31 protein-coding genes are annotated in these 26,367 nt (G+C 37.2%); 24 read left to right on the plus strand and 7 right to left on the minus strand.

Annotation, left to right across the window (positions count from 1 at the left end):
* Nucleotide 1: 1 nt before the first annotated feature.
* Nucleotides 2-286 carry a DUF1292 domain-containing protein gene (locus MUB24_RS12950; protein ID WP_244704697.1) on the plus strand — a complete coding sequence of 95 codons (285 nt, stop codon included), beginning with the start codon at nucleotides 2-4 and terminating at the stop codon, nucleotides 284-286.
* 40 nt (nucleotides 287-326) lie between these two features.
* Here MUB24_RS12950 and MUB24_RS12955 read toward each other — a convergent pair whose 3' ends face one another.
* Entirely contained in the window at nucleotides 327-614 is a 288-nt protein-coding gene (locus MUB24_RS12955; protein ID WP_244704699.1) for a hypothetical protein, read from the minus strand.
* Between the two features lie 177 nt (nucleotides 615-791).
* On the opposite strand from MUB24_RS12955, the gene mltG reads away from it, so the two are divergent.
* From mltG to mtnN, 8 genes are all read left to right on the plus strand, one after another.
* Nucleotides 792-1,961 carry an endolytic transglycosylase MltG gene (mltG, locus tag MUB24_RS12960; protein WP_244704701.1) on the plus strand — a complete coding sequence of 390 codons (1,170 nt, stop codon included), beginning with the start codon at nucleotides 792-794 and terminating at the stop codon, nucleotides 1,959-1,961.
* Between the two features lie 6 nt (nucleotides 1,962-1,967).
* Nucleotides 1,968-2,606 (plus strand): O-methyltransferase, encoded by a 639-nt coding sequence (locus MUB24_RS12965; RefSeq protein ID WP_244704703.1) that lies wholly within the window; start codon nucleotides 1,968-1,970, stop codon nucleotides 2,604-2,606.
* A 199-nt stretch (nucleotides 2,607-2,805) separates the two neighbouring features.
* A complete protein-coding gene (gene greA, locus MUB24_RS12970; RefSeq protein WP_244704704.1) occupies nucleotides 2,806-3,282 on the plus strand; it encodes a transcription elongation factor GreA in 477 nt (158 codons plus the stop codon).
* Nucleotides 3,283-3,638: 356 nt separating this feature from the next.
* Nucleotides 3,639-3,758, plus strand: coding sequence for a PAS domain-containing protein (locus tag MUB24_RS12975; protein WP_244704707.1), 120 nt, complete (start codon nucleotides 3,639-3,641; stop codon nucleotides 3,756-3,758).
* A gap of 90 nt (nucleotides 3,759-3,848) precedes the next feature.
* Nucleotides 3,849-4,661 (plus strand): ATP-binding protein, encoded by an 813-nt coding sequence (locus tag MUB24_RS12980; RefSeq protein ID WP_244704709.1) that lies wholly within the window; start codon nucleotides 3,849-3,851, stop codon nucleotides 4,659-4,661.
* Nucleotides 4,662-4,853: 192 nt separating this feature from the next.
* A complete protein-coding gene (locus MUB24_RS12985) occupies nucleotides 4,854-6,584 on the plus strand; it encodes a peptidoglycan D,D-transpeptidase FtsI family protein (RefSeq protein WP_244704711.1) in 1,731 nt (576 codons plus the stop codon).
* A 117-nt stretch (nucleotides 6,585-6,701) separates the two neighbouring features.
* On the plus strand, nucleotides 6,702-7,346 hold the full coding sequence (locus tag MUB24_RS12990; protein WP_244704713.1) for a YrrS family protein: 645 nt from the start codon (nucleotides 6,702-6,704) through the stop codon (nucleotides 7,344-7,346).
* Nucleotides 7,347-7,372: 26 nt separating this feature from the next.
* Nucleotides 7,373-8,065, plus strand: a complete 693-nt coding sequence (gene mtnN, locus MUB24_RS12995; RefSeq protein WP_244704714.1) for a 5'-methylthioadenosine/S-adenosylhomocysteine nucleosidase — start codon at nucleotides 7,373-7,375, stop codon at nucleotides 8,063-8,065.
* 49 nt (nucleotides 8,066-8,114) lie between these two features.
* Here mtnN and sigK read toward each other — a convergent pair whose 3' ends face one another.
* Nucleotides 8,115-8,840 (minus strand): RNA polymerase sporulation sigma factor SigK, encoded by a 726-nt coding sequence (gene sigK / locus MUB24_RS13000; RefSeq protein WP_244704716.1) that lies wholly within the window; start codon nucleotides 8,838-8,840, stop codon nucleotides 8,115-8,117.
* A gap of 168 nt (nucleotides 8,841-9,008) precedes the next feature.
* Here sigK and MUB24_RS13005 point away from each other — a divergent pair, with 168 nt between their 5' ends.
* The gene (locus tag MUB24_RS13005; protein ID WP_244704718.1) at nucleotides 9,009-10,799 is read left to right on the plus strand and encodes a M3 family oligoendopeptidase; all 1,791 of its coding nucleotides are present in this window, start codon (nucleotides 9,009-9,011) and stop codon (nucleotides 10,797-10,799) included.
* 55 nt (nucleotides 10,800-10,854) lie between these two features.
* Here the strand turns inward: MUB24_RS13005 and pssA are convergent, their stop codons facing one another.
* Complete coding sequence (pssA, locus tag MUB24_RS13010; RefSeq protein WP_244704720.1) at nucleotides 10,855-11,391, minus strand: CDP-diacylglycerol--serine O-phosphatidyltransferase; 537 nt, start codon at nucleotides 11,389-11,391, stop codon at nucleotides 10,855-10,857.
* Nucleotides 11,392-11,481: 90 nt separating this feature from the next.
* Between pssA and MUB24_RS13015 the strand changes: the two genes are divergently transcribed.
* Entirely contained in the window at nucleotides 11,482-12,276 is a 795-nt protein-coding gene (locus MUB24_RS13015; RefSeq protein WP_244704722.1) for a phosphatidylserine decarboxylase, read from the plus strand.
* Nucleotides 12,277-12,533: 257 nt separating this feature from the next.
* On the opposite strand, the gene sda is transcribed toward MUB24_RS13015, so the two are convergent.
* A complete protein-coding gene (gene sda / locus MUB24_RS13020) occupies nucleotides 12,534-12,686 on the minus strand; it encodes a sporulation histidine kinase inhibitor Sda (RefSeq protein WP_244704724.1) in 153 nt (50 codons plus the stop codon).
* 326 nt (nucleotides 12,687-13,012) lie between these two features.
* Between sda and MUB24_RS13025 the strand changes: the two genes are divergently transcribed.
* The 8 genes from MUB24_RS13025 to MUB24_RS13060 all read left to right on the plus strand — a co-directional run bounded on the left by MUB24_RS13025 (nucleotide 13,013) and on the right by MUB24_RS13060 (nucleotide 18,093).
* Nucleotides 13,013-13,534: a YqeG family HAD IIIA-type phosphatase gene (locus MUB24_RS13025; RefSeq protein WP_244704726.1), complete on the plus strand. Its 522-nt coding sequence runs from the start codon at nucleotides 13,013-13,015 to the stop codon at nucleotides 13,532-13,534.
* Complete coding sequence (gene yqeH / locus MUB24_RS13030) at nucleotides 13,531-14,640, plus strand: ribosome biogenesis GTPase YqeH (protein ID WP_244704728.1); 1,110 nt, start codon at nucleotides 13,531-13,533, stop codon at nucleotides 14,638-14,640. Before MUB24_RS13025 ends, yqeH begins: the two co-directional genes overlap by 4 nt.
* Before the next feature lie 78 nt (nucleotides 14,641-14,718).
* Entirely contained in the window at nucleotides 14,719-15,582 is an 864-nt protein-coding gene (gene aroE / locus MUB24_RS13035) for a shikimate dehydrogenase (protein WP_244704730.1), read from the plus strand.
* Nucleotides 15,552-15,842 (plus strand): ribosome assembly RNA-binding protein YhbY, encoded by a 291-nt coding sequence (yhbY, locus tag MUB24_RS13040; protein WP_244704733.1) that lies wholly within the window; start codon nucleotides 15,552-15,554, stop codon nucleotides 15,840-15,842. The genes aroE and yhbY overlap by 31 nt, the downstream gene beginning before the upstream one ends.
* A 1-nt stretch (nucleotide 15,843) precedes the next feature.
* A complete protein-coding gene (locus tag MUB24_RS13045) occupies nucleotides 15,844-16,434 on the plus strand; it encodes a nicotinate-nucleotide adenylyltransferase (protein WP_244704735.1) in 591 nt (196 codons plus the stop codon).
* The gene (gene yqeK / locus MUB24_RS13050; RefSeq protein WP_244704737.1) at nucleotides 16,424-16,999 is read left to right on the plus strand and encodes a bis(5'-nucleosyl)-tetraphosphatase (symmetrical) YqeK; all 576 of its coding nucleotides are present in this window, start codon (nucleotides 16,424-16,426) and stop codon (nucleotides 16,997-16,999) included. The genes MUB24_RS13045 and yqeK overlap by 11 nt, the downstream gene beginning before the upstream one ends.
* Nucleotides 16,996-17,352: a ribosome silencing factor gene (rsfS, locus tag MUB24_RS13055; protein WP_244704739.1), complete on the plus strand. Its 357-nt coding sequence runs from the start codon at nucleotides 16,996-16,998 to the stop codon at nucleotides 17,350-17,352. Before yqeK ends, rsfS begins: the two co-directional genes overlap by 4 nt.
* Nucleotides 17,353-18,093: a class I SAM-dependent DNA methyltransferase gene (locus tag MUB24_RS13060; protein ID WP_244704741.1), complete on the plus strand. Its 741-nt coding sequence runs from the start codon at nucleotides 17,353-17,355 to the stop codon at nucleotides 18,091-18,093.
* 184 nt (nucleotides 18,094-18,277) lie between these two features.
* Here the strand turns inward: MUB24_RS13060 and comER are convergent, their stop codons facing one another.
* The gene (gene comER / locus MUB24_RS13065) at nucleotides 18,278-19,126 is read right to left on the minus strand and encodes a late competence protein ComER (RefSeq protein WP_244704743.1); all 849 of its coding nucleotides are present in this window, start codon (nucleotides 19,124-19,126) and stop codon (nucleotides 18,278-18,280) included.
* Nucleotides 19,127-19,211: 85 nt separating this feature from the next.
* Between comER and MUB24_RS13070 the strand changes: the two genes are divergently transcribed.
* The 3 genes from MUB24_RS13070 to MUB24_RS13080 all read left to right on the plus strand — a co-directional run bounded on the left by MUB24_RS13070 (nucleotide 19,212) and on the right by MUB24_RS13080 (nucleotide 22,902).
* Nucleotides 19,212-19,826 (plus strand): helix-hairpin-helix domain-containing protein, encoded by a 615-nt coding sequence (locus MUB24_RS13070; protein WP_244704745.1) that lies wholly within the window; start codon nucleotides 19,212-19,214, stop codon nucleotides 19,824-19,826.
* 218 nt (nucleotides 19,827-20,044) lie between these two features.
* Nucleotides 20,045-20,506, plus strand: coding sequence for a ComE operon protein 2 (locus tag MUB24_RS13075; protein ID WP_244704747.1), 462 nt, complete (start codon nucleotides 20,045-20,047; stop codon nucleotides 20,504-20,506).
* Nucleotides 20,507-20,604: 98 nt separating this feature from the next.
* The gene (locus MUB24_RS13080; RefSeq protein ID WP_244704749.1) at nucleotides 20,605-22,902 is read left to right on the plus strand and encodes a DNA internalization-related competence protein ComEC/Rec2; all 2,298 of its coding nucleotides are present in this window, start codon (nucleotides 20,605-20,607) and stop codon (nucleotides 22,900-22,902) included.
* A 156-nt stretch (nucleotides 22,903-23,058) separates the two neighbouring features.
* Here MUB24_RS13080 and MUB24_RS13085 read toward each other — a convergent pair whose 3' ends face one another.
* On the minus strand, nucleotides 23,059-23,193 hold the full coding sequence (locus MUB24_RS13085) for a YqzM family protein (RefSeq protein WP_244704751.1): 135 nt from the start codon (nucleotides 23,191-23,193) through the stop codon (nucleotides 23,059-23,061).
* 335 nt (nucleotides 23,194-23,528) lie between these two features.
* Between MUB24_RS13085 and holA the strand changes: the two genes are divergently transcribed.
* Nucleotides 23,529-24,560 carry a DNA polymerase III subunit delta gene (gene holA / locus MUB24_RS13090; protein ID WP_244704753.1) on the plus strand — a complete coding sequence of 344 codons (1,032 nt, stop codon included), beginning with the start codon at nucleotides 23,529-23,531 and terminating at the stop codon, nucleotides 24,558-24,560.
* A 197-nt stretch (nucleotides 24,561-24,757) separates the two neighbouring features.
* Here holA and rpsT read toward each other — a convergent pair whose 3' ends face one another.
* The gene (rpsT, locus tag MUB24_RS13095) at nucleotides 24,758-25,018 is read right to left on the minus strand and encodes a 30S ribosomal protein S20 (protein WP_244704755.1); all 261 of its coding nucleotides are present in this window, start codon (nucleotides 25,016-25,018) and stop codon (nucleotides 24,758-24,760) included.
* 178 nt (nucleotides 25,019-25,196) lie between these two features.
* Here rpsT and gpr point away from each other — a divergent pair, with 178 nt between their 5' ends.
* Nucleotides 25,197-26,324 carry a GPR endopeptidase gene (gpr, locus tag MUB24_RS13100; RefSeq protein WP_244704757.1) on the plus strand — a complete coding sequence of 376 codons (1,128 nt, stop codon included), beginning with the start codon at nucleotides 25,197-25,199 and terminating at the stop codon, nucleotides 26,322-26,324.
* Nucleotides 26,325-26,367 lie beyond the last annotated feature (43 nt).

Here is a 26,367-nt window from a genome sequence, read left to right on the forward strand (position 1 = left end):
AATGGAAAACGCTGAAAAATTTATTACGGTTGTAGATGAAGAGGGAAATGAGCAGCTACACGAAATCTTATTTACCTTTGATTCAGAAGAATTTAATAAATCCTATGTTTTATATTTCCCTGCCGAAGCAGATGAAGAGGAAAACGAGGATATAGAAATTCATGCTTCTGCTTATGACCAAGGTGAGGAAAGTGATGGAGGTAATCTTGAACCGATCGAAACAGAGGAAGAATGGAATATGATTGAAGAAATGTTAAATACCTTTCTGGCAGAAGAAGAGGAATAAAAAATGAATGGAAAGACCTAGCCCAATTGGAAGGAAGGGGCTAGGTCCTTTTTAAGAAATTTTCCCCGGAAATTTCAAGGATTAGGAAATTGATCCAAGTTAGAACTGGGATCATCAATACCAATATATAATAATCACCAATACCAAATACTTTTGCTTGAGCATCAAAATGGTATAAAATCCATGTTGCGGAAATTAAAATGGCAGTGTTTACGATAAAAGCCCCTATTCTGGCTAAACTTTTTTTCTTTTTGAGTAATGATACTGACACAAGTATAGAAATGATGAACGAAAAGATTAATAGCCCTCCATACAAAAGTGTTGTCACATTTTCATCCCCCCTTTCTATAACTACCTATTTCAATCAGCGATGGGGCAAATCCTCTTTTTCAATCTAGTTTTTTCATGTTTATTTATTTAGCGGGTAAATTAGACAATTTTTGTAGTATAATGGACGAGAAAAAGATAGGGAAAGTAAGTTTTGGTTCGTAAGGGGGATTACTGCGTGACGAACAAAAGTCAAGAGGAAAGTAATAAGACAGCAAAGAAAATGCTTATCAAAAATAATTTAGTTGAGAGAGGAAATGAGGCGAGAATCATTAGAAAAATTGTAGCCATTATTGCCCTAGTTTTCATTTTGGCTGCTGGCGGAATGATTCTAGGAGGATATCTATATATTAAATCAGCGTTAAAACCACTTGATTCAGAAAACCAAAAGCAAAAGGAAGTGGAAGTGCCCATTGGTTCATCCACCACATCCATCGGAAATTTATTGGAAGAGAAAAAGATTATCAAAAATGGAACGATTTTTAAATATTATGTGAAATTCAATAATATATCTGGATTCCAAGCTGGAAATTATAAATTTTCTCCTTCCATGACATTGAAAGAAATAACAGACGCCTTACAAACCGGAAAATTAGTGAACAAAGCGGTGTTTAAAATAACGGTACCAGAGGGACTCCAATTAGATCAAATTGCTGAAATCATTGCTAAAAACACAGATTACTCAGCTAAAGAGATTATGGAGAAATTAGATGATCCGAAAACTGTGGATGAATTTGCAAAAAAATATCCGGAAATCATAACAGAAGACTTGAAAGCTGATAACATTAAACATCCATTTGAGGGCTATTTATATCCTGCTACTTATTCCTTTTATGAGGAAAAGCCATCACTAGATTCAATTATAGATACGATGATCAAGCAAACGAAGGATGTATTAGCTGATTTTCATGGAATCCTTGCAGAAAAGGATATGAATGTCCATGAACTTCTCACGATGGCCTCTCTCATCGAAAAAGAAGCAACAGCTAAAGCGGATCGCCATAAAATAGCAAGTGTCTTTTTCAATCGAATGGAAGCGGGAATGCCGTTACAAACAGATCCAACCATTGCTTATGCATTGGGAGAACACAAAGTTAGAACCATGTATGAGGATCTAAAAGTTGATTCTCCATACAATACTTATGAACATAAAGGACTAACTCCCGGACCAATTGCAAATGCTGGTAAAGAGTCCATTGAAGCTGTTTTGAATCCCGCTGATACAGATTATCTTTACTTTTTGGCAGAATATGGAACAGGTGACGTCTATTTTGCAAAAACATTAGAAGAGCATAATGCTTTAAAGAAAAAGCATATAACGGATAAAAGGAAGGAAGCTTCGGAGTGATTATAAATGGATGAATCGGTTAAGGCTTATCTGACATCCCTTATTCCAGATCGGCAGACTATTTTTCATGAGATGGAGCAATATGCAAAAGATCAACATGTTCCTATTATGGAGTTAACAGGGATTGAAGTGATGTTGCACAACATGAAAATTCAGCAACCGAAACGAATTTTAGAAATAGGTACAGCGATTGGATATTCCGCTTTAAGAATGGCCAAGGCCCTGCCGGATTGTCAGATCGTAACAGTAGAAATAGATGAATCAAAAGTAGAACAGGCACGTTTTTATATACGCCGGGCTGGTGTTGAAGAGAGAATCACGATTATACATGGAAATGCCCTGGATGTTGTAGAGAGTGTAAGAACCCTTGGTTCATTTGATGCGATTTTTATTGATGCGGCAAAGGGACAATATAAGAAGTTTTTTGAGTTGTATAGTGACTTATTAGCTCCTCGTGGCTGTGTTTATGTAGATAATGTTTTATTTAGGGGGCTAGTAGCCGATCCAGCATCAAACGAGAATAAAAGATTAGCTAAAATAGCAGAAAAGCTCGATGATTTTAATCGTTGGTTAATGAATCATAAGGATTTTGAAACAGTGATTATTCCTGTAGGTGACGGTTTAGCAGTAAGTCGCAAAATATAATGTGATATAATGGTTTATCATATGTAAATAAGAAAAGGTTACACCTGCCTTGATCAAAAGTCTTTTTTGTAATAATATAGCATAGATACTATTATGTACTCACATGAAGAAGAGGCGCGCCTATTATACGGGCGCGTTGTCATGTATTACATACAAATAATCATTATTCATTTAGGTAAATAAATAAGGAGTGAAGGGAATGGCTGTCGAAAAGGTTTTTCCAATGACAGAAGCTGGTAAAGCAAAGCTTGAACAGGAACTTGAAGAGTTAAAAACGGTAAAGAGAAAAGAAGTAGTGGAACGTATTAAAATCGCTCGAAGTTTTGGAGATCTATCTGAGAACTCCGAATACGATTCTGCAAAAGAGGAGCAAGCTTTTGTAGAAGGTCGAATCACAACATTAGAGAATATGATTCGCAATGCCAAAATTATTAAGGATGATGATCTTAATTCCGATATGGTCACATTAGGGAAAACGGTCACATTTATGGAACTTCCCGATGGTGATGAAGAAACTTATACAATTGTTGGGAGTGCGGAGGCAGATCCATTTGAAGGGAAAATATCCAATGATTCTCCAATCGCTAAAAGCTTGCTTGGACATAAAGTAAATGAGGAAGTAACTGTACAAACTCCAGGCGGAGAAATGAATGTGCGAATCGTATCTATCCAATAAAATAATATGGAGCGAAGGTCACAAGGTTATCCGCTAAAACAGGGAGAATCGAAAAAAATCAAGGAACCTTCTGGATGTTCAAAAAATCAAAAAGCGGACATCATAGGCCTGTTTAAGAAATAGCGTAGAAAACGAAGCAGTAAAAACCTTATGAGTTTAAGGTTTTTACTGCTTCATTTGTTTGAAATGGAGTGTGTTCCCGAGTCCTGTATGAATGAAAATTGTTGTCCATTTGCCTTTTGAATATAACGACCATAATAGTGTAAACATCAGATTATGGTCAATCTCTACGATATTTTACATGTTATCGTTATACCATGTGACATGATTGAAGTCAGATTGGATATTTTTTCCTGTTGGTTGAGAACCTAAATGATACCGTTGGAATCATCACAAAAGATGGCTACTGGATTTATATCAACAAATCGGGAAAGAAATTATTCGGTTTAACAAGGAGAGAAGAAATTATTGGTTAATCTGTTTTTGAACTTCTTTCCACTGAATCAAGCCAAGCTCTGAAAGATTTGCTTTTGAAAAACGAATTGAACCAGTCGGTGGAGTTGACTGTGAACCGGTGTGATGGTCAAATCAAATATGTCATGATAAAGTTAATTCCGACCATCCGTAAAGGAAGAGAGGTTTTTCAAATTCAAATCCGTGATTTAACGGATCAAAAAAAAGCAGAGGAAATGATGGACAGAACAGAGAAACTTTCGGTCGTCGGTCAACTTGCAGCAAGTATCGCCCATGAGATTAGAAATCCTTTGACTGTCATCAAGGGGTTTATACAGATATTAAATCAAATGGGAAACATTCGTTATCTAGACCTTGTTTTGGAGGAATTGAAGAGAATTGAAGATATTATAAACGATTTATTGATTCTCGCTCAACCACAGTCGTCCAAAATGGAAAAATTGAACGTGCAAGAACTACTCGAAAGTACCATTGCACTTTTTCAATCTGAAGCTCTCCTCCATAATATAGATATCCAGACGAACATCGATTTGGCTGACCCTATTCTACAGGGAGAAGCGAATCGATTAAAGCAGGTTCTTATCAATATTCTGAAAAATGTATCTGAAGCTATGCCGGATGGAGGAAAGATCCATCTCTCCGCACGAAACCTCGAAGACGGTCGAATTGAAATAAGGATCAAAGACAACGGACCAGGGATCCCCGAAGAACGAATGCAGAACTTAGGTCAACCTTTTTATAGTACAAAAGAAAAAGGAACCGGATTGGGATTGATGATTTGCCAACGTATTATTAAAAATCATGGTGGTACCATGGAAATCAAAAGTAAAGTGAATGAAGGAACGACGATTAATATTGTTCTACCAGCGAAAGGCTCACACCTATCTCATAATGGGGAAGATTGAAAGATGAAAAGTGGAAAATGTACATAAAGCAAGAAGGATTTATCAAAAGGATCATCTTTCTGGGTTATCCGTATGCTGATAATACCCAATGCCTAACAAAATGAACTCCTCAGCATGAGAGTTGTCCTTTATTTTATTTCTAGAAGGTTGACAAACGGAAAAAAAGGCAACACTGTTTTTTGAGGTGATTGAATGAGCAAAAAACGTGTGTTGCTATTATCTTTCAGTATTTTACTGATGTTGGTTGCATTATTGGGTAGATTAATGCAAATTCAATTATTTCAAACAGAACATTTTTCAGAGCATAAAGTCAATCTTTTGGAAGAAAGTGTGAAACAAAGAACCCAGCAAGTGTTAATTGATGATGGGCGGGGTGTATTTTTAGATACGGAAGGAAAACCGCTTTCCCATAAGGAAGAGATGGTACTTGTCTTATTCCCTTTTTTAAAGGGGATCGATTGGGACCATAAAGAACTGGCCCATATTCTTGATGTTCCACCCGTTGAATTAACAGAAAAAATACAGAAAGCGAAATCGCCTTTTATTTATGGAGAATTAACGGAAAAGCAAGCCGCTTCAATTAATGAATTACAAATACCAGGTGCGATTTCTTTAAAAAGAAAATGGATTCCCCACGATTTTCCAGCCGCCCAACTAATTGGTCTTACGGGAGAAAATAATGAACAACTGAAAAAAAGATATCCAGATAAACATATCGCCGATTTGAAAGTTGGTGTGACGGGTTTGCAACGACAATTTGATGAATTTTTATTACCAGAGACCCCATCGAAATTAATTTTTCATGTTGATGCAATCGGAAACCCTTTATTTGGAATAGATGTTAAATATACAGGTCAGAACAATCCATACTATCCGCTTAATGTGAAAACGACGATTAATCGGCGTTTACAGGAAAAAATGGAATCACTACTTGATCAGCATCAAATCGAAAGAGGGGGAGCGGTTTTATTAGATATTCAGTCTGGGACGATCGCAGCCATTGCTTCGAGACCATCCTTAAATGTGGGGAAGCCTTTCGAAGATGAAGGGACGAAAAATATGATGTTTGAATCACATATTCCTGGTTCCGTTTTTAAAACGGTTGTTGCCACAGCGGCTATTGAAGAGAGCTTGGTAAGTAATCAAGATCGCTTTAATTGTAATCTCGATATAAGGGGAAATCTTGCTACTCGCGAATTAGGTGAATTAGATTTAAAGGAAAGTTTTGCACGTAGCTGTAATCGTACATTTGCGGAGCTTGCCAATAAGGTGGAAAAAGAGGATCCTAATCTATTGGAAAAGTATGCTGAAAAGCTTGGCTTAACAGGAACTCAGAGCTGGGAAGGGGATGTATTTTACCTCGAAGATTTTAAACAATTTACTCATTCACCAGGAAGAATTTTTTTAGAAAGTGATCATAAAGTTGACCATAATTTTATTTCGCAAACTGGTATTGGTCAGCATGAAGTTCGAGTATCTCCCATAGGAGTGGCCAATATGATGGCGACGATTGCACGAGGAGGAAAAGCTAAATCCATTCGAGTAGCTTCCGAAATTCAATATGCAGATGGAGGGGCGATGTTTAAATTTCCAGAGCAATATAAGGAGGATCAGCATATTTCTCCTGCTTCTGCACAAAGAATGCAACAATTGCTTCGTGAGGTTGTGACAGATCCTGAAGGAACAGGGGCCTATTTTCAAAACCTTCCTTATGAAGTGGCAGGGAAAAGTGGTACAGCACAAACAGGTCTTGAATCGAACGGGCAGCCTTTATATAACAAATGGTTTGCTGGGTACTTTCCTTTTCAAGAACCAAAATATTCACTTGTCACGGTCAATTTGGGAGTGACTGAAAATGAAGGATCCGTTTCTAGCCTTTATGCTGATTTGGTGCAGATGGTATATGATATAGAGGAAGAGTAGAAGAAGTATTGACAGGCCGCTAAAGATGGTCAATTTTAAAACTTTCGTCATGATTTTTTTATTCACGTTTTTTCCTGTCCATGATATGATAAAGACAATGGAAATGGAGAGGATTATATGCCAGATAAATTCAATCGAATCAATTCGCGTTATGAACAGCGTGCGAAACGAAGGAAAACCAATATCATATTAAATACATTAATTACGATTGTCCTTATCCTCATTCTTATCGTAGGTGGAAGTATTTTTTTTACGGATAGTAAAACAGAGAAATTAAAGAAAGAAGAGGCGGCAAGGACTGAGGCACAGATGGAAAATAAGTCCACCACTGAAAAACAAAAAGAAAATAAACAGTCTCAAGAAAAGCAAAACGAACCTGATGAAACAGAAGAGCAGCCAGATGATAATAAACGGATCGAAAAAGAGAGTGATGAACCAAACGTTGAAAAGGTGATAATCGATCCGTCTTGGAAACCGATCGGGACAGAGCAAACTGGAGAGCATCAATCCTCCTGGGAAATGGGATCCACTGATTGGAATGAAAAAGAAAAAGCGGCTGCCTATGCGATTGGCACTTCGGCGGATAATATAACGAATTGGTGGACAAAGAGAGGTGCTGATCCGAAGAATCAGGCAGTTATGACGATTTCGGAAAAAGGAAGTTCTGATACCTATCGAGTGTATCTTGATTGGATTGACGGAGAAGGTTGGAAACCAACAGAAGTGAAGAAATTAATAGAAAATGATAAGGGCCAAGAATAAAGAAAGATAGGGATGGAGTATTTTACATGAAAATTTCAATCATCGGGGCAATGGAAGAGGAAGTTTCCCTATTACGAGAGCAGATGACGAACATAAAAACAGAGATGATAGCCAACAGTGAGTTTACAAGTGGGTCACTCGGAGGAAAGGAAGTCATCCTGCTGAAATCGGGGATTGGCAAGGTAAACGCAGCCATGGCAACAACGATTTTACTAGAGAAATTTAGACCAGATGTCGTCATTAATACGGGTTCTGCAGGTGGATATCACCCTGATCTACAGATTGGCGACTTAGTTATTTCAACAGAGGTTCGGCATCATGATGTCGATGCAACGATTTTCGGATATGAATATGGTCAGGTTCCGCAGATGCCACCTGCATTTAAGGCCGATCCTTTTCTCGTTGAGAAGACCGAAGAAGCAGCAAAAACATTGGAGGGCGTTCGGGCTGTTAAAGGCCTAATCGCGACAGGGGATTCATTTATGAACGATCCGACAAGGGCAGAGTTCGTTCGCCAACAGTTTAAAGAGCTTTATGCGGTTGAAATGGAAGGAGCCGCCATTGCTCAGGTGGCTTGGCAGTTTGATGTTCCATTTGTGATTATTCGTGCGTTATCGGATATTGCAGGCAAGGAATCCCATATCTCATTTGACCAATTTCTTGAAACCGCGGCTGTTCATTCAACCAATCTAGTCTTAGAAATGATCAAAAGTTTATAATAAAATAGGCTATCAAAAGATTGCAATTGGTCTTTTGATAGCCTATTGACTATTCGTCCTTCGTTTTTTTAAGTTTTTCTCTTTCCGCTCTGTAAAATTCATGGAACATTTTCATAAGGGCTCTTTTCTCTATTCGCGAGACATAGCTTCTTGAAATCCCTAATTCTTTTGCGATTTCTCTTTGTGTTCGTTCTTTTTGTAAGTTTAAGCCAAATCGGCCAACGATCACTTCTTTTTCCCTTTCATCCAGTACATCGATATATTCTTTCACTCTCTCTAATTCCATATTTAATTGAATTGTATCAAAAACATCTTCAAGTTCCGATTTTAAAACATCGATTAAAGAAATTTCGTTTCCTTCTTTATCATGCCCGATTGGATCATGCAAAGAAACATCTTTTTTTGTCTTTTTTAATGCTCTTAAGTGCATCAGTATTTCATTTTCTATACAACGAGCGGCATAGGTAGCTAGCTTTGTTCCTTTACCAAAAGAATAACTTTCAATCGCTTTTATTAATCCGATCGTCCCGATTGAAATTAAATCCTCGGAATCCTCACCAGTATTTTCGAACTTTTTGACAATATGAGCTACAAGTCGTAAATTATGTTCAATTAAAAGGTTACGTGCATTCTCATCCCCTTCAGCCATTTGCTCCAAATAAAGTTTTTCTTTCTCAGGAGACAAAGGTTGGGGAAAAGCATTATTTTTAACATATGAGACAAGGAAGATTAATTCTTTGAATAAATACCCGATTGCGGTTAGTAGTCCGGACAAATTTTCACCTCCACTTTTGCCTATATCCCCATGTATATGTATGTATCTCTACAGTTTTGCTTGTCCCTGGGAAAAACATGTAGAACCTCTAATATTATGAAAAATCGGATGAGTCTCTTATAATAAAATGGAGGAATCAAGTTTGATTTACAAAAGGAGGAATTTTCATTGGCACATAATTATGAATGGACTTGGGATTTAGATGTATTTTTTGATGGGGGAAGTGATTCCCCACAATTTGCGGAGCATCTGCAAAGCTTACAATCGCAATTAACAACCTTAGAGGAAGAGGTGAACGAATGGGAAATACTTAAGGTTTCTGAAAACTCTTCCCTTCTAGCGTTATTAGAACAAATCCAAACAATCTCGGATAATATGGGGCAGGCGGGGGCGTTTGTTAGCTGCTTACAAGCTCAGAATACATATGACACCAAAGCAAACGAACTACGCGGGATTGTCACTACTTTACAGGCAAAATTTGAAACTGCCCTTACTATATTCGACGAAAAACTATCGTCAATAGATGAACATGTTTGGCAACAATTACTTGAAAAACCGCCTTTTCAAGAAATTCAATTTGTCTTAAATGAAAAAAGAAAAACGGCAGCCGAAAAACTATCGAAAGAGCAAGAAGCACTCATTCATGCCTTAAGTGTAGATGGATACCATGGATGGGGCGAACTGTATGATACGATTGTTGGGAAAATTAAAATTCCGTTTGAGGAAAATGGAGAAAAAGTGGAGCTATCTGTCGGACAAGCTTCCAATAAATTTTCCTCCCATGATCCTCAAATTCGCCAGCAGATTTTCACAGCATGGGAGGAAGCATGGGATCGTGAGTCTGATCTTTTAGCTGAAACTTTAAATCATCTTGCAGGTTTTCGTTTATCCGTTTATACGCAGCGTCGGTGGGATGATTTTTTGAAGGAAGCTTTAACCTATAACCGTATGAGGGAAGAAACATTAAATGTCATGTGGGAAGTTATTTCAGAGAATAAAAAGCCATTTGTAGAATTTCTTAAGCGTAAAGCTGAGATTCTTGGTGTGGATCAACTAGGCTGGCAGGATTTAGATGCACCAGTAGGGATGGCGAATAAAACATACAGCTACCAGGAAGGTGCAGAATTTATTTTAAGGCATTTTAACGAGTTCGGTGACGAGTTGCCACGTTTTACTGAAAAGGCGTTTGAGGATCGTTGGATTGAAGCGGAGGATCGTCCAGGTAAACGTCCAGGTGGTTTTTGTACCTCTTTTCCAAATAGTGGGCAATCTAGGATATTTATGACTTATTCTGGGACTCCTGCTAATGTTTCTACTCTTGCTCATGAATTGGGACATGCTTTTCATTCTTATGTTTTAAAACAAGAGGAACCTCTAAATCGGAATTATGCCATGAATGTTGCTGAGACAGCTTCTACCTTTGCAGAAATGATTGTGGCAGATGCATCGGTTAAAAATGCACAAAATGAAGAGGAAAAATTGGCCTTATTGGAAGATAAGATTCAAAGATCTGTTGCTTTACTGATGAATATCCAAGCGCGCTTTCTATTTGAAACTCGTTTTTATGAAGAACGTAAAAACGGCGTTGTTAGTAAAAATCGTTTAAATGAGTTGATGGTTCAAGCCCAAAAGGAAGCCTACGGAGATGCTTTAAAACAATACCATCCTTTATTTTGGGGATCAAAATTACATTTCTTTATTACGGGTGTACCGTTTTACAACTTCCCATATACTTTCGGTTATTTGTTTTCATTGGGGATCTATGCAAAGGCTATAAAAGAAGGAAAAGGGTATGAACAAAAATACATTTCTCTTCTTCAAGATACCGGCTCCATGATGGTAGAGGACCTTGCGAAAAAACACCTAGATGTAGATTTGACCCAAAAGGAATTCTGGGAAGAGGGAATTCAACTCTGCATACAAGACGTCGAGGAATTTATGAAAATGACTCAAAAGTAATAAACTCTAGCCAAATAAAAGCCGGCCCACTCTACTAGAGTTGAACCGGCTTTTATTACACCTTCTTTAATGTAAAAGTACTAATCATTAGTATAGATAAAATAAAGCTGAAAAAGATAAAAAAGTGCGATGGCAAATAGGGTATGGCAAGATAACTGAATGTTAGCAAACATCCAGCAGCCGTGATAGGAAGTCCTGTAAAATAACCATTACTTTCGGTAATATTAAATCTGGCAAGTCTAAAAGCTCCACAAGCTATATAAAAAATAGTAAAAAATATTCCTGGAAAACCAAACATATGAAAAATTCCTTGATATAATAGCAAAGCGGGGGCAACACCAAAAGAAATTATATCACTCATCGAGTCAAGCTGTTTTCCTAATTCCGATTCAATATGGAATTTTCGAGCGGTCATTCCGTCAAATCGGTCAGCAAGTGCAGCAATGAAAATGAATAATAAGCTTAAATGAGGTTGACCATTCATACAGGCGATAATAGCAAATCCACCTAATCCCAAATTACAAAGTGTCAGTAGGTTTGCAGCATTTGCTTTTAATAAACGAATTGTGATGTCCATAACATTGGTTAACATTAAACCACCTCCTTTTAATAAAGCTCCTTTATTCAATTATAATACTTTCTTAAAAAAATGTTAACATGAATTTTAATGGAGGAAGAAATGTTGAAGAGTAAATTATACTGTACATTTATACGAATGACGAATGGACCAATCTTTTCTACCCTTATTCATCGATTTGCCCAATCTGGGTTAAGTCGGCCATTCATTAAACCTTATGCCAAACTATACCACATTAATCACGAAGAAATGGAGGGAGAATGGAAAACATATCCAAATTTGCACTCTTTTTTCACAAGAAAATTAAAAGCTGGTGTACGCTCGTTTGACCGGCAATATGATACAGTGATTAGTCCTGTTGATGGGGTAATTGAAGATATCGGACGTATTAATTTAAATCAGGATATCTTAGTGAAGGGAAAGTTATATTCAATTGCAAACATGCTTGGGGGAAAGGAGCGAGCAGCTCAATTTGTGGAAGGCCATTATATGATCATCTATTTAAGTCCTTCTCACTATCATCGAATTCACTCTCCGCTTTCAGCTAAAAAAATAAATCAATATAGCCTTGGAGATCGATCATTTCCAGTCAATTCATTAGGATTAAAATATGGGAAAGCAACTTTAGCAAGTAATTACCGGGTGATAACAGAATTGCAGCATGAAAATGTTCCATTCGCAATGGTAAAAGTGGGTGCCATGTTGATAAATTCTGTTCAAATAACAAACAACAATGAAACATGGGAAAAAGGAGAAGAAATAGCCTACTTTTCCTTTGGATCAACGGTGATCCTTTTATTTCAAAAAGACACATTCAAAGCACGAACACATGAAAACTTGCCTGTACCTGTTCAACTTGGAGAACCAATAGGAAAGATCATCCATTGTAAAGAAATATAAAGTGAAACTTCAATCAGTGGAGGTTTCTTCCATCCCCTACTGATTTGAAAAGATCAAAGGCTAAATTCGCGACGTCCTGTCGCAACGCCTTTGTGATCTGCGTCCTGCAGGCCTAACCAATCGGGGATTTGACTTTCAGTTGATCCCCCATTTACAATTCTTGTTTTCCCTCGAATTCTTGAAGTGGGGGTCTTACTGCCAGTTCATTCGGGATAAAAAAGCGCCTATTTTAGAGCGCTTTGAAAATAAACAAGGTTCTATTTGTTGATTAACGTCATCTTTTTTGTGTATTTTTCTAATGATCGCCGGTGGAGCTCCACTTCAATTAGCTGAATAAAGTCGTAACTCAATTTGAGTTCTTTTGCTTTAAAATAAGATTCAATCAATAGTTCGTCTGATAGCTTATTCATCAGCTTCACCTCCAGCAATTTTTGGTCTAAAAGCAAACATGCTCTCATACAATAATAAGTTCCTTTCGCTATCTCCACTGTAACAAAATAAATGCATTGGAACAAGTGTTCCTTTTATCCACAGGTAGGGGTGGATAACTTGTGGGCAACTTGAAAATAGGTCGGATAAAACTTGCTGTATTCACTATAATATAGTGAATAAAGTTATCCACAACTTGCAGAAAAGTAGAAAAATGTCGAAAAGTCTTTTGTATTAACAAAAAAGATGCGAATATGTCAAAAATTAGATAAGATGTATATATATTTTTAAATAGAGGTGCAAATCATTGCTAAATAAATTCTTGCCTGGAGAATATGTGAAAAGCATTTATCATATTTCTCCTTTTGTATTAAAGGAAAAAGGAATTAAGGGAATTATCACAGACCTTGATAATACGTTAGTAGAATGGGATCGCCCGAATGCAACACCGAAACTAATAGAATGGTTAAATGAAATGAAACGTCATCACATTAAAATCACGATTGTATCGAATAATAATGAAGAACGGGTACGAATATTTTCAGATCCATTAAATATTCCCTTCATTTCTAAAGCAAGAAAACCAATGCGTGCAGCTTTTAAAAAGGCATTATTCAAGATGGGGTTGGAAAGGGAAGAAACCGTGATTATCGGGGACCAATTATTAACCGATATATTTGGTGGAAATCGAATGGGGTTTCATACCATTTTGGTCATGCCTGTTGCCAATTCAGACGGGTTTTTTACGCAATTTAATCGAAAAATAGAGCGGAGAATTATGGCGAATTTCAAGCGTAAAGGCTTGATTGATTGGGAGGATTCACATTGAATAAACAAGAGGAAATTATTTGTTACGGATGCGGGGCAACTATCCAAACTGAAGATCCTGAAGGAATCGGTTATGCACCAACTTCCTCTTTAAATAAAGAAGAAGTCATATGTCAAAGATGTTTTCGTTTACGACATTATAATGAAGTTCAAGATGTTTCCCTTACAGATCAGGATTTTCTTAACATTTTAAATCAATTAGCCTTAACGGATAGTCTTATTGTCAAAATTGTGGATATTTTTGATTTTAATGGTAGCTGGCTTCCAGGATTGCATCGCTTTGTTGGGAATAATCCCATCTTGCTTGTGGGGAATAAGGCAGATTTGCTCCCCAAATCCGTTAAGCCTAATAAGGTGATCCAATGGATGAAAAGTGAAGCAAAACAATTAGGTCTTAGACCAGTCGATGTTCTTCTTACAAGTGCGCAAAAAGGATTTCACATTCAAGATGTGCTTGAAAAAATAGATCACTACCGAAAGGGAAAAGATGTCTATATTGTAGGCTGTACCAATGTAGGAAAATCAACATTAATCAATCGAATTTTAAAAGAGACGGCAGGAGTGGAGAATGTGGTAACAACTTCCCATTTTCCAGGAACTACTTTAGATATCATTAAAATTCCTTTAGACGATGGGAAATCATTAATAGATACACCAGGAATTATCAATCATCATCAAATCGCTCATTATGTAGGAAAAAAAGATTTAAAAATGATTACACCAAAAAAAGAAATGAAACCAAGGGTATTTCAACTAAATGAGCAGCAAACCTTATTTTTCGGAGGTCTAGCCAGATTAGATTATGAGACAGGTGGAAGACGTTCATTTGTTTGTTATATGGGCAATGAACTAGCCATTCATCGAACAAAGTTAGAAAAAGCGGATGCTTTATATAAAAATCATGTTGGTGAAATGCTTCAACCACCACAGGCTGATGAACTTGAAGCTTTCCCAGAACTTGTCCGGCATCATTTTACGATTCGAGAAGGGAAAACGGATATTGTTTTTTCAGGATTAGGATGGGTAACAGTCCCAGAGAAAGGAGCAAAGATAGCTGCCTATGCACCAAAGGGTGTCAGTGTCCTTTTAAGAAAATCATTGATTTAAGAGGGTGTTCAAAAAAGTTCGGTTTATCCTCCTTTTGGGAACACACACTTTAAGAGAGAAAAAGGGGAAATGTTTGAAATGAAATTATATGGTGTTATTGGTGATCCGATTGCCCATTCTTTGTCCCCAGTTATGCAAGGGCGTGCGTTTGATGAAATGGGGATTAAAGCCCATTACCATCCATTCCATATTAAAGGACAGGACTTGGAAATCGCCATAAAAGGAATGAAAGCGATAGGGGTAGAAGGATTCAATGTAACCATTCCACATAAAACAGCCGTTATTCCTTTCTTAGATTCCATTGATCCTTTAGCCAAGGCAATTGGAGCAGTGAATACGGTGATCAGGGAAAATAATCGGTGGATCGGCTATAATACGGATGGAGAAGGATTTACCGAGGCTTTGCAAGCAGAGTGGAAAGAGAATTTGCAAGATGAGCAAGTACTAATGATTGGGGCAGGAGGAGCAGCAAAAGCTGTTTTTTATACTTTATTATCAAAAGGTATTCATCATATTGATATTTGCAATCGAACTATGGAGCGTGCAAAGAAGCTTATAAAAGATTGTCCCTATAAAGGTCATTCGACTGCTTTGACTTTAACAGAAGCCGAGGAAAAACTGAGTCAATATTCCCTTATTATTCAAACAACTTCTATTGGAATGTATCCGGAAGTCTCTCAATCTCCTTTATCATTAGAACAATTGAATCCGAATGCTTTTGTGTCAGATATTATTTATAATCCGTTTGAAACAACATTTCTCAAAGCGGCAAAGAAACGCGGGGCGAAAACACAAAATGGATTGGGAATGTTTGTCTATCAAGGGGCATTGGCTTTTGAAAAATGGACAGGTCAAAGTCCAAATATACAAAGAATGACTGAAACTGTCATGGAACAATTAGGAGGAAATGTATGCTTACCGGAAAACAAAAACGCTTTTTAAGATCGACTGCTCATCACCTTCATCCGATTTTCCAAGTAGGAAAAGGTGGAGTCAAGGAAAATATGGTCAAGCAAATAAGAGAGGCCTTAGAAGCAAGGGAGTTAATCAAAATAAGCATTTTGCAAAATTGTGAGGAAGATCGTGAAACCGTTGCTGCTGCTTTAGCGGACGGGGCAAAGGCGGAGCTTGTCCAAATTATAGGCAATACGATTATTTTATATAGGGAGTCATCGGAAAATAAACAATTGGAGTTACCATAATATGAGGAGTTTATTCATTGAGAAAAAAAGAATCGGTATTTTAGGTGGAACATTTGACCCTCCACATTTAGGTCATTTAATTATTGCGAATGAAGTATTACATGCTTTGGATCTGGATCAAATTGCTTTTATGCCTAATCAAGAGCCTCCACATAAAACGAGGACAAGTGGAACAACGGAATCCGACAGAATTCGAATGTTGGAATTGGCGATAAAAGGCAATCCTTTCTTTATGATTGAAAGAATCGAATTAGCAAGACAAGGAAAGTCGTATTCCCTTGATACAATGATAAAATTAAAAGAAGCAAATCCAGAGGTGGAATATTATTTTATAATAGGGGCGGATATGGTGGAATATTTGCCTAAATGGCATGGAATTGATCAATTGGTCCAACTTGTTCAATTTATCGGCGTAAATAGGCCAAATTATTTATTGGATAGTCCATACCCTGTTCGTTATATAGATGTCCCCCAAATGGATATTTCCTCTACCATGATTAGAGAAAAAAGGAAAAAGTCCATTTCCATAAAATATCTTTTACCTGATAATGTTATCCAGTATATTGAGGAGAATGGTTTATATGAATCGTGAACAAGCCTTAGACATTTTGCAGAAGGCGTTAGGGGATGGACCAAGGTACAAGCATTCAGTAAGGGTACTTGAAACGGCAGTTGGATTGGCGGAGAAATATGAAGAAGATGTAAAAAAAGTAGAATTAGCCGCTATCTTTCATGATTACGCTAAACTCATGCCAGTTGATCAGTTGAAAAATTGGATCCTTTCAGCTAAAGAGGATAGTCGGCTCATTGATTACCATCCGGAGTTATGGCATGGACCTGTCGCAGCTTATCTCGTTCAAAAGGAATTTGGTATGGATGATCCGGATGTTTTAAATGCGATCCGGTATCATACAACAGGACGGGCAAAAATGTCCCGACTTGAGAAAATTATTTTTCTGGCTGATTATATTGAACCGGAAAGAAATTTTCCAGGGATTCAAGAGACAAGAGACCTCGCAAAAAAAAATCTGGATGAGGCGATGGTAAAGGCGTTAAGTAATACGATTGTGTTTTTGCTGAGTAAAAAATCGGCTATTTATCCTGATACATTTGAAGCATATAATGATTTGATAAGAAAGGGAGGAATTCGTTTTTGAATACAGAAGAACTTCTTAAAAAAATTGTGAAAGCCGCTGATGACAAAAGAGCGGAAGATATTGTTGTTTTGAATATGAAAGGAATATCACTTCTGGCTGACTATTTTATCATTTGTCATGCTAATTCTGGAAAACAGGTACAAGCGATCGCTCGTGAAATGAAAGATGTTTTAGAAGAAATAGGGACAGAGGTTCGAAAAGTGGAAGGCTTCGATGAAGCAAAATGGATTCTCATGGATTTTGGGGATGTTATTGCCCATATTTTTCAGCGAGATGAGCGGAGTTATTATAATCTAGAGAAACTATGGGGAGATGCTCCGATTATCAATGTTTTGAGTAGGGTGGATCCTTAAATGTATGGACGGTTTGCACAAGTATATGACTCATTAATGAGTGATGTTCCGTATAAGAAGTGGATGGAATTTGCTGACCATACAAAACAAGTCCATCATGTTAACGGCAAACGTATTTTAGAACTTGCGTGTGGAACAGGTGAATTATCCATACTTCTCGCTCAAAATGGGTATAACGTCACTGGAGTCGACTTATCCCCAGATATGTTAATGGTCGCTCGTGAAAAGGCTGAACAAGCCGGTATCAATTTGGAGCTATATGAACAAGATATGTCGAATCTGGAAGGATTAGGGACCTTTGATATCGTTACGATTTTTTGTGATTCTTTAAATTATGTCCCAACACCAGATCAAGTGAGACAAACATTTCAGCGTGCTTATGCCCATTTGGAGAATAAAGGATTATTTTTATTTGACGTCCATTCAGCTTATAAGATCGAAAATATATTTATGAATCAAACCTTTTCCTATGTCGGGGAGGAAATTTCTTATATATGGGATTGCTACCCAGAGGATACTCCCTATACAGTAGAGCATGATCTTACATTCTTTCTAAAAGATGATCAAACTGGTCAATATGATCGTTTTGAAGAATCCCACGTGCAACGGACCTACTTATTGGAAGACTATACAAACTGGTTAAATGAAACAGGGTTCACGATCCTATCGGTCACAGCAGATTTTACCGAAAAAAAACCTGACGAACAGTCAGAAAGGATCTTTTTTGCCTGTCAAAAGTGAATGAAGCTCTTTAGGCTCATTATTTTTCAGCAATGGGGGAGAAGGCAGGCTCCAGTTTTACCCTCCGCTGTGCCCGAATTGTACTTTTCCCGCTATTTCAGGCACAGCCAACTTCTTGATTTCATTCCTTTAAAAATTTTTTATTTATTAGCAGGAGTTTTATAAAATATGTCGAAACCTATATTTAATCGACAAAATCCTTTTTTAATTCTTGATCGACAAAATCCTTTTTTAATTCTTGGACTTCCTCTGCATATTTCTTATGTGTCGCTTGAAATACTTTTTCAAATACATCTCCTAGTTCATTTTCTAATACGTTGATGCCTTCTCCTGTAATTCCACCTTTCACACATACTTTCTCTTCCAATTCAGATAATGAATAAAAACCTTTTTTTAGTAAATCTCCTAAGCCAATTAACATTTGTTCAAATAACTTTTCTGCCGTTTTTCCATCAATTTTGGTCTCAGATACGGCTGCGTCAATAAATTGCCTTGTGATATAACTAAAAAATGCCGGCCCACAGCTTACGATATCTGAAGAAACCCTTGTAATCTCCTCCGAAATAAGGATTGGGGTTGAAATAGTTGAAAAGGTTTCAAGTAATTCATTTCTCCAAGTTTCTGTACAATGAAGTCCAAAAGTGAACAAGGTAACTCCAGAAAGAGCACGATTGGTTATGCTTGGGATGAGTCGGACACAAGAACTTGGAACCATTTTTTCTAGCCATGATGTTTGAATAGGACTCGTAATTGAGACAAGACATTGATCCTTCCTAAAAAATGAACTGTTTTGATTAAGAAAAGTATAAAAATCTTTTGGCTTCATACAGAGAAAGATCAGATTCGATGTTTGGACTAATTCTTCATAGTCAGATGCTATTGTAACTCCCTGATATCTATCTTTAAACTTTTCAGCTTTCGCCTTGGTACGATTGATAATGCTTAGGTCTGAAGGAGATATGGCTTTTCCTGCGAGAAGTGCTTCAGAAAGAATAGTACCCATATTCCCGATTCCGATAATTCCGACCTTCACGTTTCTCCCTCCTTCATCCATTACTCCTAACAAATGTATGCCAGTGCTCACAAAATATTCATAATGATCTGAGGTGTAGTGAAAATTGCTAATATGGCTTGAAAAATATAAACATATTATCATTGGAATTGTGATTGGCATGATTCTACTCTTTCTTTTCTTATTTAAATATTTTCAAAAGGACGATGCAGCGGTTACTGACCCTGTATGGACTGAACCAGTAACAAGCCAAATGGAAGAGGAAAATCAGGATAATGGGACGGATTCGGCAAGTATTTTTATTGATTTAAAAGGAGCTGTTAAAAAACCTGGTTTATATGAAGCAGTTGAAGGTGAGCGAATCTATGATATTCTTGAAAGAGCAGGTGGGATATCAACGTCTGCTGATGAAAACCAAATTAATTATGCGATGAAGGTACATGATGAGATGGTCATCTATATTCCGGAAATAGGAGAAATAGAACAAGATCTTACCAGCTTAGACAATATGAACAGTAAGGATGATCAGAAAGTAAATATCAATAAGGCGGACACCAATGAATTGGAAACCTTGCCAGGGATTGGTCCTAGTAAAGCAGCTGCTATTATTGAGTATCGTGAAGAGAATGGACCATTTAAAACAATAGAAGAGCTTATGAACATATCAGGTATTGGTGAAAAGACTTTCGAAAAATTAAAAGAACAAATTAAAATTCAATAATAGAGTGAGTTCAAAAAGGAGGATAAAAAGGACCAAGAAGTTCGAGGCGGCGTAGCTTTGAGCAGCGGAACGTATGCAGTTAATACGTGAGCAGCGGAAAAGCAAGCCAACGAAGAAATTCGCTTATGTCTTTTTATCGGACTTTTTGAACATCCTCTAATAATAGAAAGACTGTATCTGTTATAATATTATAGAAAAAGTGGAGAGGTAAAAAAATTATGAAAAGACTATCGTGGAATCAATATTTTATGGCACAAAGTCATCTGCTTTCATCTCGTAGCACCTGTACAAGACTCGCGGTTGGCGCAACCATTGTAAGAGATAAACGAATGATTGCTGGAGGGTACAATGGATCGATTGCTGGTGGCACTCATTGTATAGATGAAGGGTGTTATGTAATTGACAATCATTGTGTTCGAACAATCCATGCTGAGATGAATGCTCTTCTTCAATGTGCGAAATTTGGGGTTGCAACAGAAGGGGCGGAAATTTACGTGACACATTTTCCGTGTTTACAATGCTGCAAAGCCCTTATCCAAGCAGGAATAAAGGCGATTTATTATGCAGAGGATTATAAAAATCACCCCTATGCCATTGAACTTCTTGAACAAGCTCATGTCAAAATGGAAAAAGTACCACTGGATAAGGACATCTTTTTGTCTTTTGCACAAAATTCCTAAAGAATAAGGGAAGAGGCATCTCCTCTGATTTGCGGGTATAAGTCACATCAGTTTTTTTGCAAATGGAGGGGAAGCCTTCTATTAAAAATGGAGGCGCTATGTTTATAGGTAAATGGATTTTTCTTGCTTTTACTGCACTTTCAGGATTATTAATGATATTTGAGTTTCATCTATTTTCTTTCTTAATGGTCTTTACGATCATGGGAAGAGTGATGCTGGAGAAAAATACAAAGCTCTTCATAGCCAGTTGTGCTTGTTTTTTATTATTTTCAGGTGTTGGATTTATAATAGCAAAAAGTCATATTTCCTTTTATACACAAGGGAAAATCACAACTTCTATCACCTTTCGAGAACCCCCCCTTATAGATGGTGATCGTTTAAAAGCGATTGTATCTACCCACCGTGAAAAATTTCAGTTACAGTATATGATTCAAACAGAGAAAGAAAAGGATTTTTTAATGGCAACGATTCAAGCGGGAACCGTTTGTGAGATATCGGGAGAACTAATGGCCCCTAGGGAAAACACGAATGAACATGCTTTTGATTATGCCAAATATTTAAAAAGGAAAAATATTCACTGGATTTTCCAGCCTTCAAAATCATCTTTTCACCATTGCGCCCCGAATCAAAACTCACTTTTAAACCAATTAAAAAATATTCGGGAACAAGGGATTCGTCTTGTAGAGGAAAATTTTCCTGCCAAGCTTATTCCTTATGCAAATGCACTTATTTTCGGTGATCGTGCATCTTTTGATGAGGATGTATTAGAATCCTATCAACGATTGGGAATTATTCATTTACTGGCCATATCTGGTCTTCATGTTGGGTTGATTATGGGGTTTCTTTATTACCTTTTCAGGCGAATAGGATTAACAAAAGAAATGATATATTGGATCTTTATCTGTACTCTGCCTCTATATGCGATTATGACTGGAGCAAACCCTCCGGTTATAAGAGCCATTCTGATGATGCTTCTCCTTTTATCTTCTAAGAAATGGCGTTTGCCGATTACAACGTTGGACACGATTGCCATTAGTTTTATGATCTTCACTTTGTTTGACCCTTATATTATTTATCAAGCAGGATTTCAATTATCCTTTTCCGTATCTTTCGGATTGGTGATTACGTCAAGTCGTTTAGTGGAAAAAGGCTCTTTTTTAAAGTCATTATTCGATTCATCCATCACTTCTATGTTTGTTTCCTTGCCTATTTTAATGTTCCACTTTTATGAATTCTCCTTAGTCAGTATCTTCGCAAATATATTATTTATTCCCTACTATTCGTTAGTCGTGTTGCCGGTTACCATCTTTATTTGGCTCTTACAGTTCGTTCATAAAGGGATCTTTTTATTGGTTGCAAATGGTTTTGCCGAGATTTTGGCATTGTCCGAGCAAATCGCCATGTTCGCTAGTTCTTGGGAATTTTCCTCTATTCTTACTGGTAAACCAAGTGGTTTGACTCTCATTTTCGTGATCGGTGGAATATGTATCTTTTTCCTTGTGAGGGAAAGGAAAAGATTTCGTTATTTTGCATCGTTCCCTCTCTTGTTGATCTTGATCATCCATTTTATTTCATTATATTATTCCCCAAAAGGTGAAGTGGTTTTTATCGATATTGGACAAGGGGATAGCATTTTTATTCAATTACCTTATAATCGTGGAAATTATCTCATCGATACGGGAGGTCAAATTGATTTTCCAAAAGAAGAGTGGACTATACAAAAGCAACCATTTGATACGGGGAAAGATATATTAATCCCCTTTTTAAAAAGTAAAGGAGTCCAAAAAATAGACAAATTAATTGTGACACATGGAGATATCGATCATATGGGGGCAGGGGAAGAGCTTTTAGAACAAATAAAGGTGAAGGAAGTTCTTATTCCTCCTAATTCTTGGGAAAAGCCGATGATGAAAGATCTTATTCTGAAAGCACAAGAAAAAAATACGAAAGTATCTGTTAGGAAGGCAGGGACAAAATGGGAAAATAAATCCGGCTACTTTGAACTCATTTATCCCGTTGATGAAAAATATATGGATAATAATTCTTCCCTTGTCTTGTTTGCTTATTTTGGTGGATTAAAATGGCTGTTTACAGGGGATTTAGAGAGAGAAGGTGAAATGGAATTATTACGTATGTATAATGATTTGCAGGTAGATGTGTTAAAGGTTGGCCACCATGGAAGCCAGACATCCACAAGTACGGAACTATTGGAACGGATTAACCCGGAATATGCCATTATTTCAGCAGGAAGAAATAATCGCTATGGGCACCCACATCCAGATGTCTTGAAGCATCTTAAAGAATCCGATGTAAAAATATTTCGTACGGATGAACAAGGTGCCATCCATTATAAATTTTCAAACGAGGAAGGAACGTTTTCCACCATTTTGCAATAGGATATAGCAAATAGCAAAAGCGCAAGAGAATGAAAAACGGCTAGGGTCGCCATATCCGCACACCTTCGCCGCTCTGACTCACATCATGCAAGCTGCTCGGTGCTAAGCTGCTTGGTAAGACTTAGCACCAGCCAATTTTTATACTTTTTAAAAAAATTATTTTCCTATGATTTCAATAACTGCTCCTATTACAAAAATAGCAGCAAAGAAGACAAAGCCAACAACAAAGCCCACCCCAGAATCAATCGCATCATTACGTTTTGATTGAACATTTTTTTCAAATTCGTTCAAAGATAACCCCTCCTGTTTCCACTATAGTATAGACGAAGTCTAAAAAAAAATCCACTTTTTCCTTTACCACTGTTGACAAGAGTTGACACCCATACTTTTAAGCAACTAGGTCACAATATAGGTACAAGAAGTTTGGCGCTTCTTATTCTGCAGAAAAAACCACTTGAACTGTGCACATGTGCTATGTTCCGCTTCAGAAAAAGACTCCTAGGACTTTTATCTGAGGCGTTCATCATAGATCTGAGACAAATCAACTTTTGTTGATTTGTCTCTTTCCACTTGTCAAATTAGCCCAGCTTTCATACGATATAAATAGTAGATGAACGAGAGAGGGCTTGACCATGAAAATATGGAATAAATTAGAAAAGAAACAATTTTCTCCTTTATATTTATTATATGGAACAGAAAGTTATGTAATCAATGAAACAAAACAAAAATTAGTGACAAATGTGTTAACAAATGAAGAAATGGACTTTAATTTATCCGTTTATGATGTAGAAGAAACGCCGATTGAACAAGCTTTAGAAGATGCAGAAACCTTACCTTTTTTTGGTGAAAAAAAATTAGTGATTTTGCATAACCCCATTTTTTTAACTTCAGAAAAGCCGAAAGAGAAAGTGGAACATAATCTAAAAAAGTTAGAAAGCTACATATTAGAACCGGCCCCCTATACGATTTTGGTGTTTTCAGGGGCTTATGAAAAACTCGATGAAAGGAAAAAAATCACAAAATTATTAAAGAAACATGCGGAGGTTGTGGAGGGGAAAAAACTAAATGAAAGAGAATTAAGAGTTTGGGTTGAGCAACAAGCAGCAGATCAACAGGTAAAAATGGAGAAAAAAGCAATCGATTTATTACTGAACTTAGTTGGTCCAGACTTAACCCGCCTTCATTCAGAACTGGAAAAATTATTTTTATATGTTGGAAAAGAGCGAGTCGTTCATGTGGATACAGTAGAAAAGCTGGCATCCCGATCTCTTGAACAAAATATTTTTGATTTGATTGATAAAGTGGTGCAACGAAAAATGGACGAGGCTTTCAGGATCTATTATGACTTACGAAAACAAAATGAAGAGCCTATCAAAATTTTGGCCTTAATTGCGACTCAATTTCGCTTAATTTATCAAGTGAAGGAGTTAATAAAACGCGGATATGGACAAGCACAAATTGCAAGTACATTAAAAGTACATCCTTTTCGAGTAAAATTGGCCACTGGACAAGCACATGCATTTACGGATTTGGAATTAGGAGCCATTATTCAACTCCTAGCCAAAACAGATCAACAGCTTAAAACAGGAGGAGCAGGAAGAGAAGTGGCATTGGAGCTTTTTTTACTTCAATTAGGAAACTTAAATAAAGAAGGGTAAAATAAAAAAACGTCCCCGAGGGGCGTTTTTTTTACAGGATAGGAAAGCAAATTCTGGCTAATGTTTGATCTAGCTCCAGCGCCTAGCCCCTCAAGGTCAAATAACCCTGAACCTATGAAGGGAAAGATCGCCCTTCCTAGGTTCAGGAACATTTGCTTGTCGGGGCTGAACAAGGCGCTTGCGCTTTTCTTATTGGTTTATGCCAATTTGCTCAATTTTTTTGAAAGACGAGCTTTTTGACGGTTGGCAGTATTTTTATGGATTAACCCTTTAGTTGTGGCTTTGTCCAATTGTTTTACTGCTTGTTTAAACAATTCTTTTGAGTTTTCTTGGTTCGCTTCAACAGCAACTTCAAATTTTTTCATCGCTGTACGCATAGCTGATTTTGCTGAAGCGTTTTGCGCACTTTTAGCATTGTTGATTTTAACTCTTTTAATAGCGGATTTAATATTTGGCATTCCCTTCACCTCCTGTACAACATCGAGATTTTTATATCACTCGACCAATACCATTTTCAACAATAAGAACACTGGATATTTTATCAAACAGATAGAAAGAATGCAATACTTCTGAATGAAAATCAGATAGTAGGGAAAAGATGTGAAAAAGAAAAGATTAGAGTGGGAGGTATTTTTTGTGACAGATAATAAGATACATTTAGACCAATATGCCATTCGAACGGATCTTGCAACCGAAGCATTTGAATTAGCTTTAGAACAATTAACAGGAAAAAAGAAGCATAAAATTGAAAAAAAGGAAATTGAAGGGGTCATCATTCAGGAAAAAATGGAAGATGATATAAAAATTTCCATGGCAACGATTACACCTGAAGGGGAAAAACGATTAGGGAAAAAGCAAGGATATTATCTTACCCTGGAAGTGCAAGGGATTCGATCACAAGATAGTGTGACACAACAAAACGTTCAAGAGGTATTTGCTCGTGAGTTCCATTCATTTTTACATATGCTGAACATTCCTAAAGACGCTAGTTGTTTAGTTGTGGGATTGGGAAACTGGAATGTGACACCAGATGCCTTAGGACCAAGTGTTTGCGAAAATTTAATCATCACGAGACATTTATTTCAGTTGCAACCAGAAAATGTTGAAAAGGGGTATCGTGCTGTAAGTGCGATTGCTCCTGGAGTTATGGGGCTAACAGGTATTGAAACAAGTGATATCATCTTTGGCGTTGTGGAAAGATCAAAACCTGATTTTGTCATTGCCATTGATGCGCTTGCTTCTAGGTCGATTGAAAGGGTGAATGCGACCATTCAAATTTCTGATACCGGGATCCATCCTGGCTCTGGAGTAGGGAATAAGCGCAAGGAATTAAGTAAGGAAACACTGGGTGTACCCGTCATTTCGATAGGAGTTCCCACTGTCGTGGATGCTGTAACGATTACGAGTGACACGATTGATTTTATCCTAAAGCATTTCGGCAAGGAATTAAAAGAATCAGGGCGTCCATCAAGATCTCTAGCCCCTGCAGGATTGACCTTCGGGGAAAAGAAAAAATTAACCGAAGAAGATCTACCAGGAGAAAATGAAAGACAGACCTTTTTAGGAATGGTAGGTGTACTAAATGAAGAGGAGAAGAGGGAGCTCATTTCCGAAGTTTTAGCCCCCTTAGGACATAATCTGATGGTGACTCCAAAAGAAGTTGATGTATTTATTGAAGATATGGCGAATTTATTGTCAACTGGCTTGAACGCTGCCTTACATTCAGCCGTTGATCAGTCAGATACTGGGTTTAAAACACGGTAAATTTGTTCTACCATTTTTCAATCTGCATATAATTTAGTAGAGC

The organism is Lederbergia sp. NSJ-179, assembly GCF_022867885.1.
Lineage (GTDB): Bacteria > Bacillota > Bacilli > Bacillales > Bacillaceae_C > Lederbergia.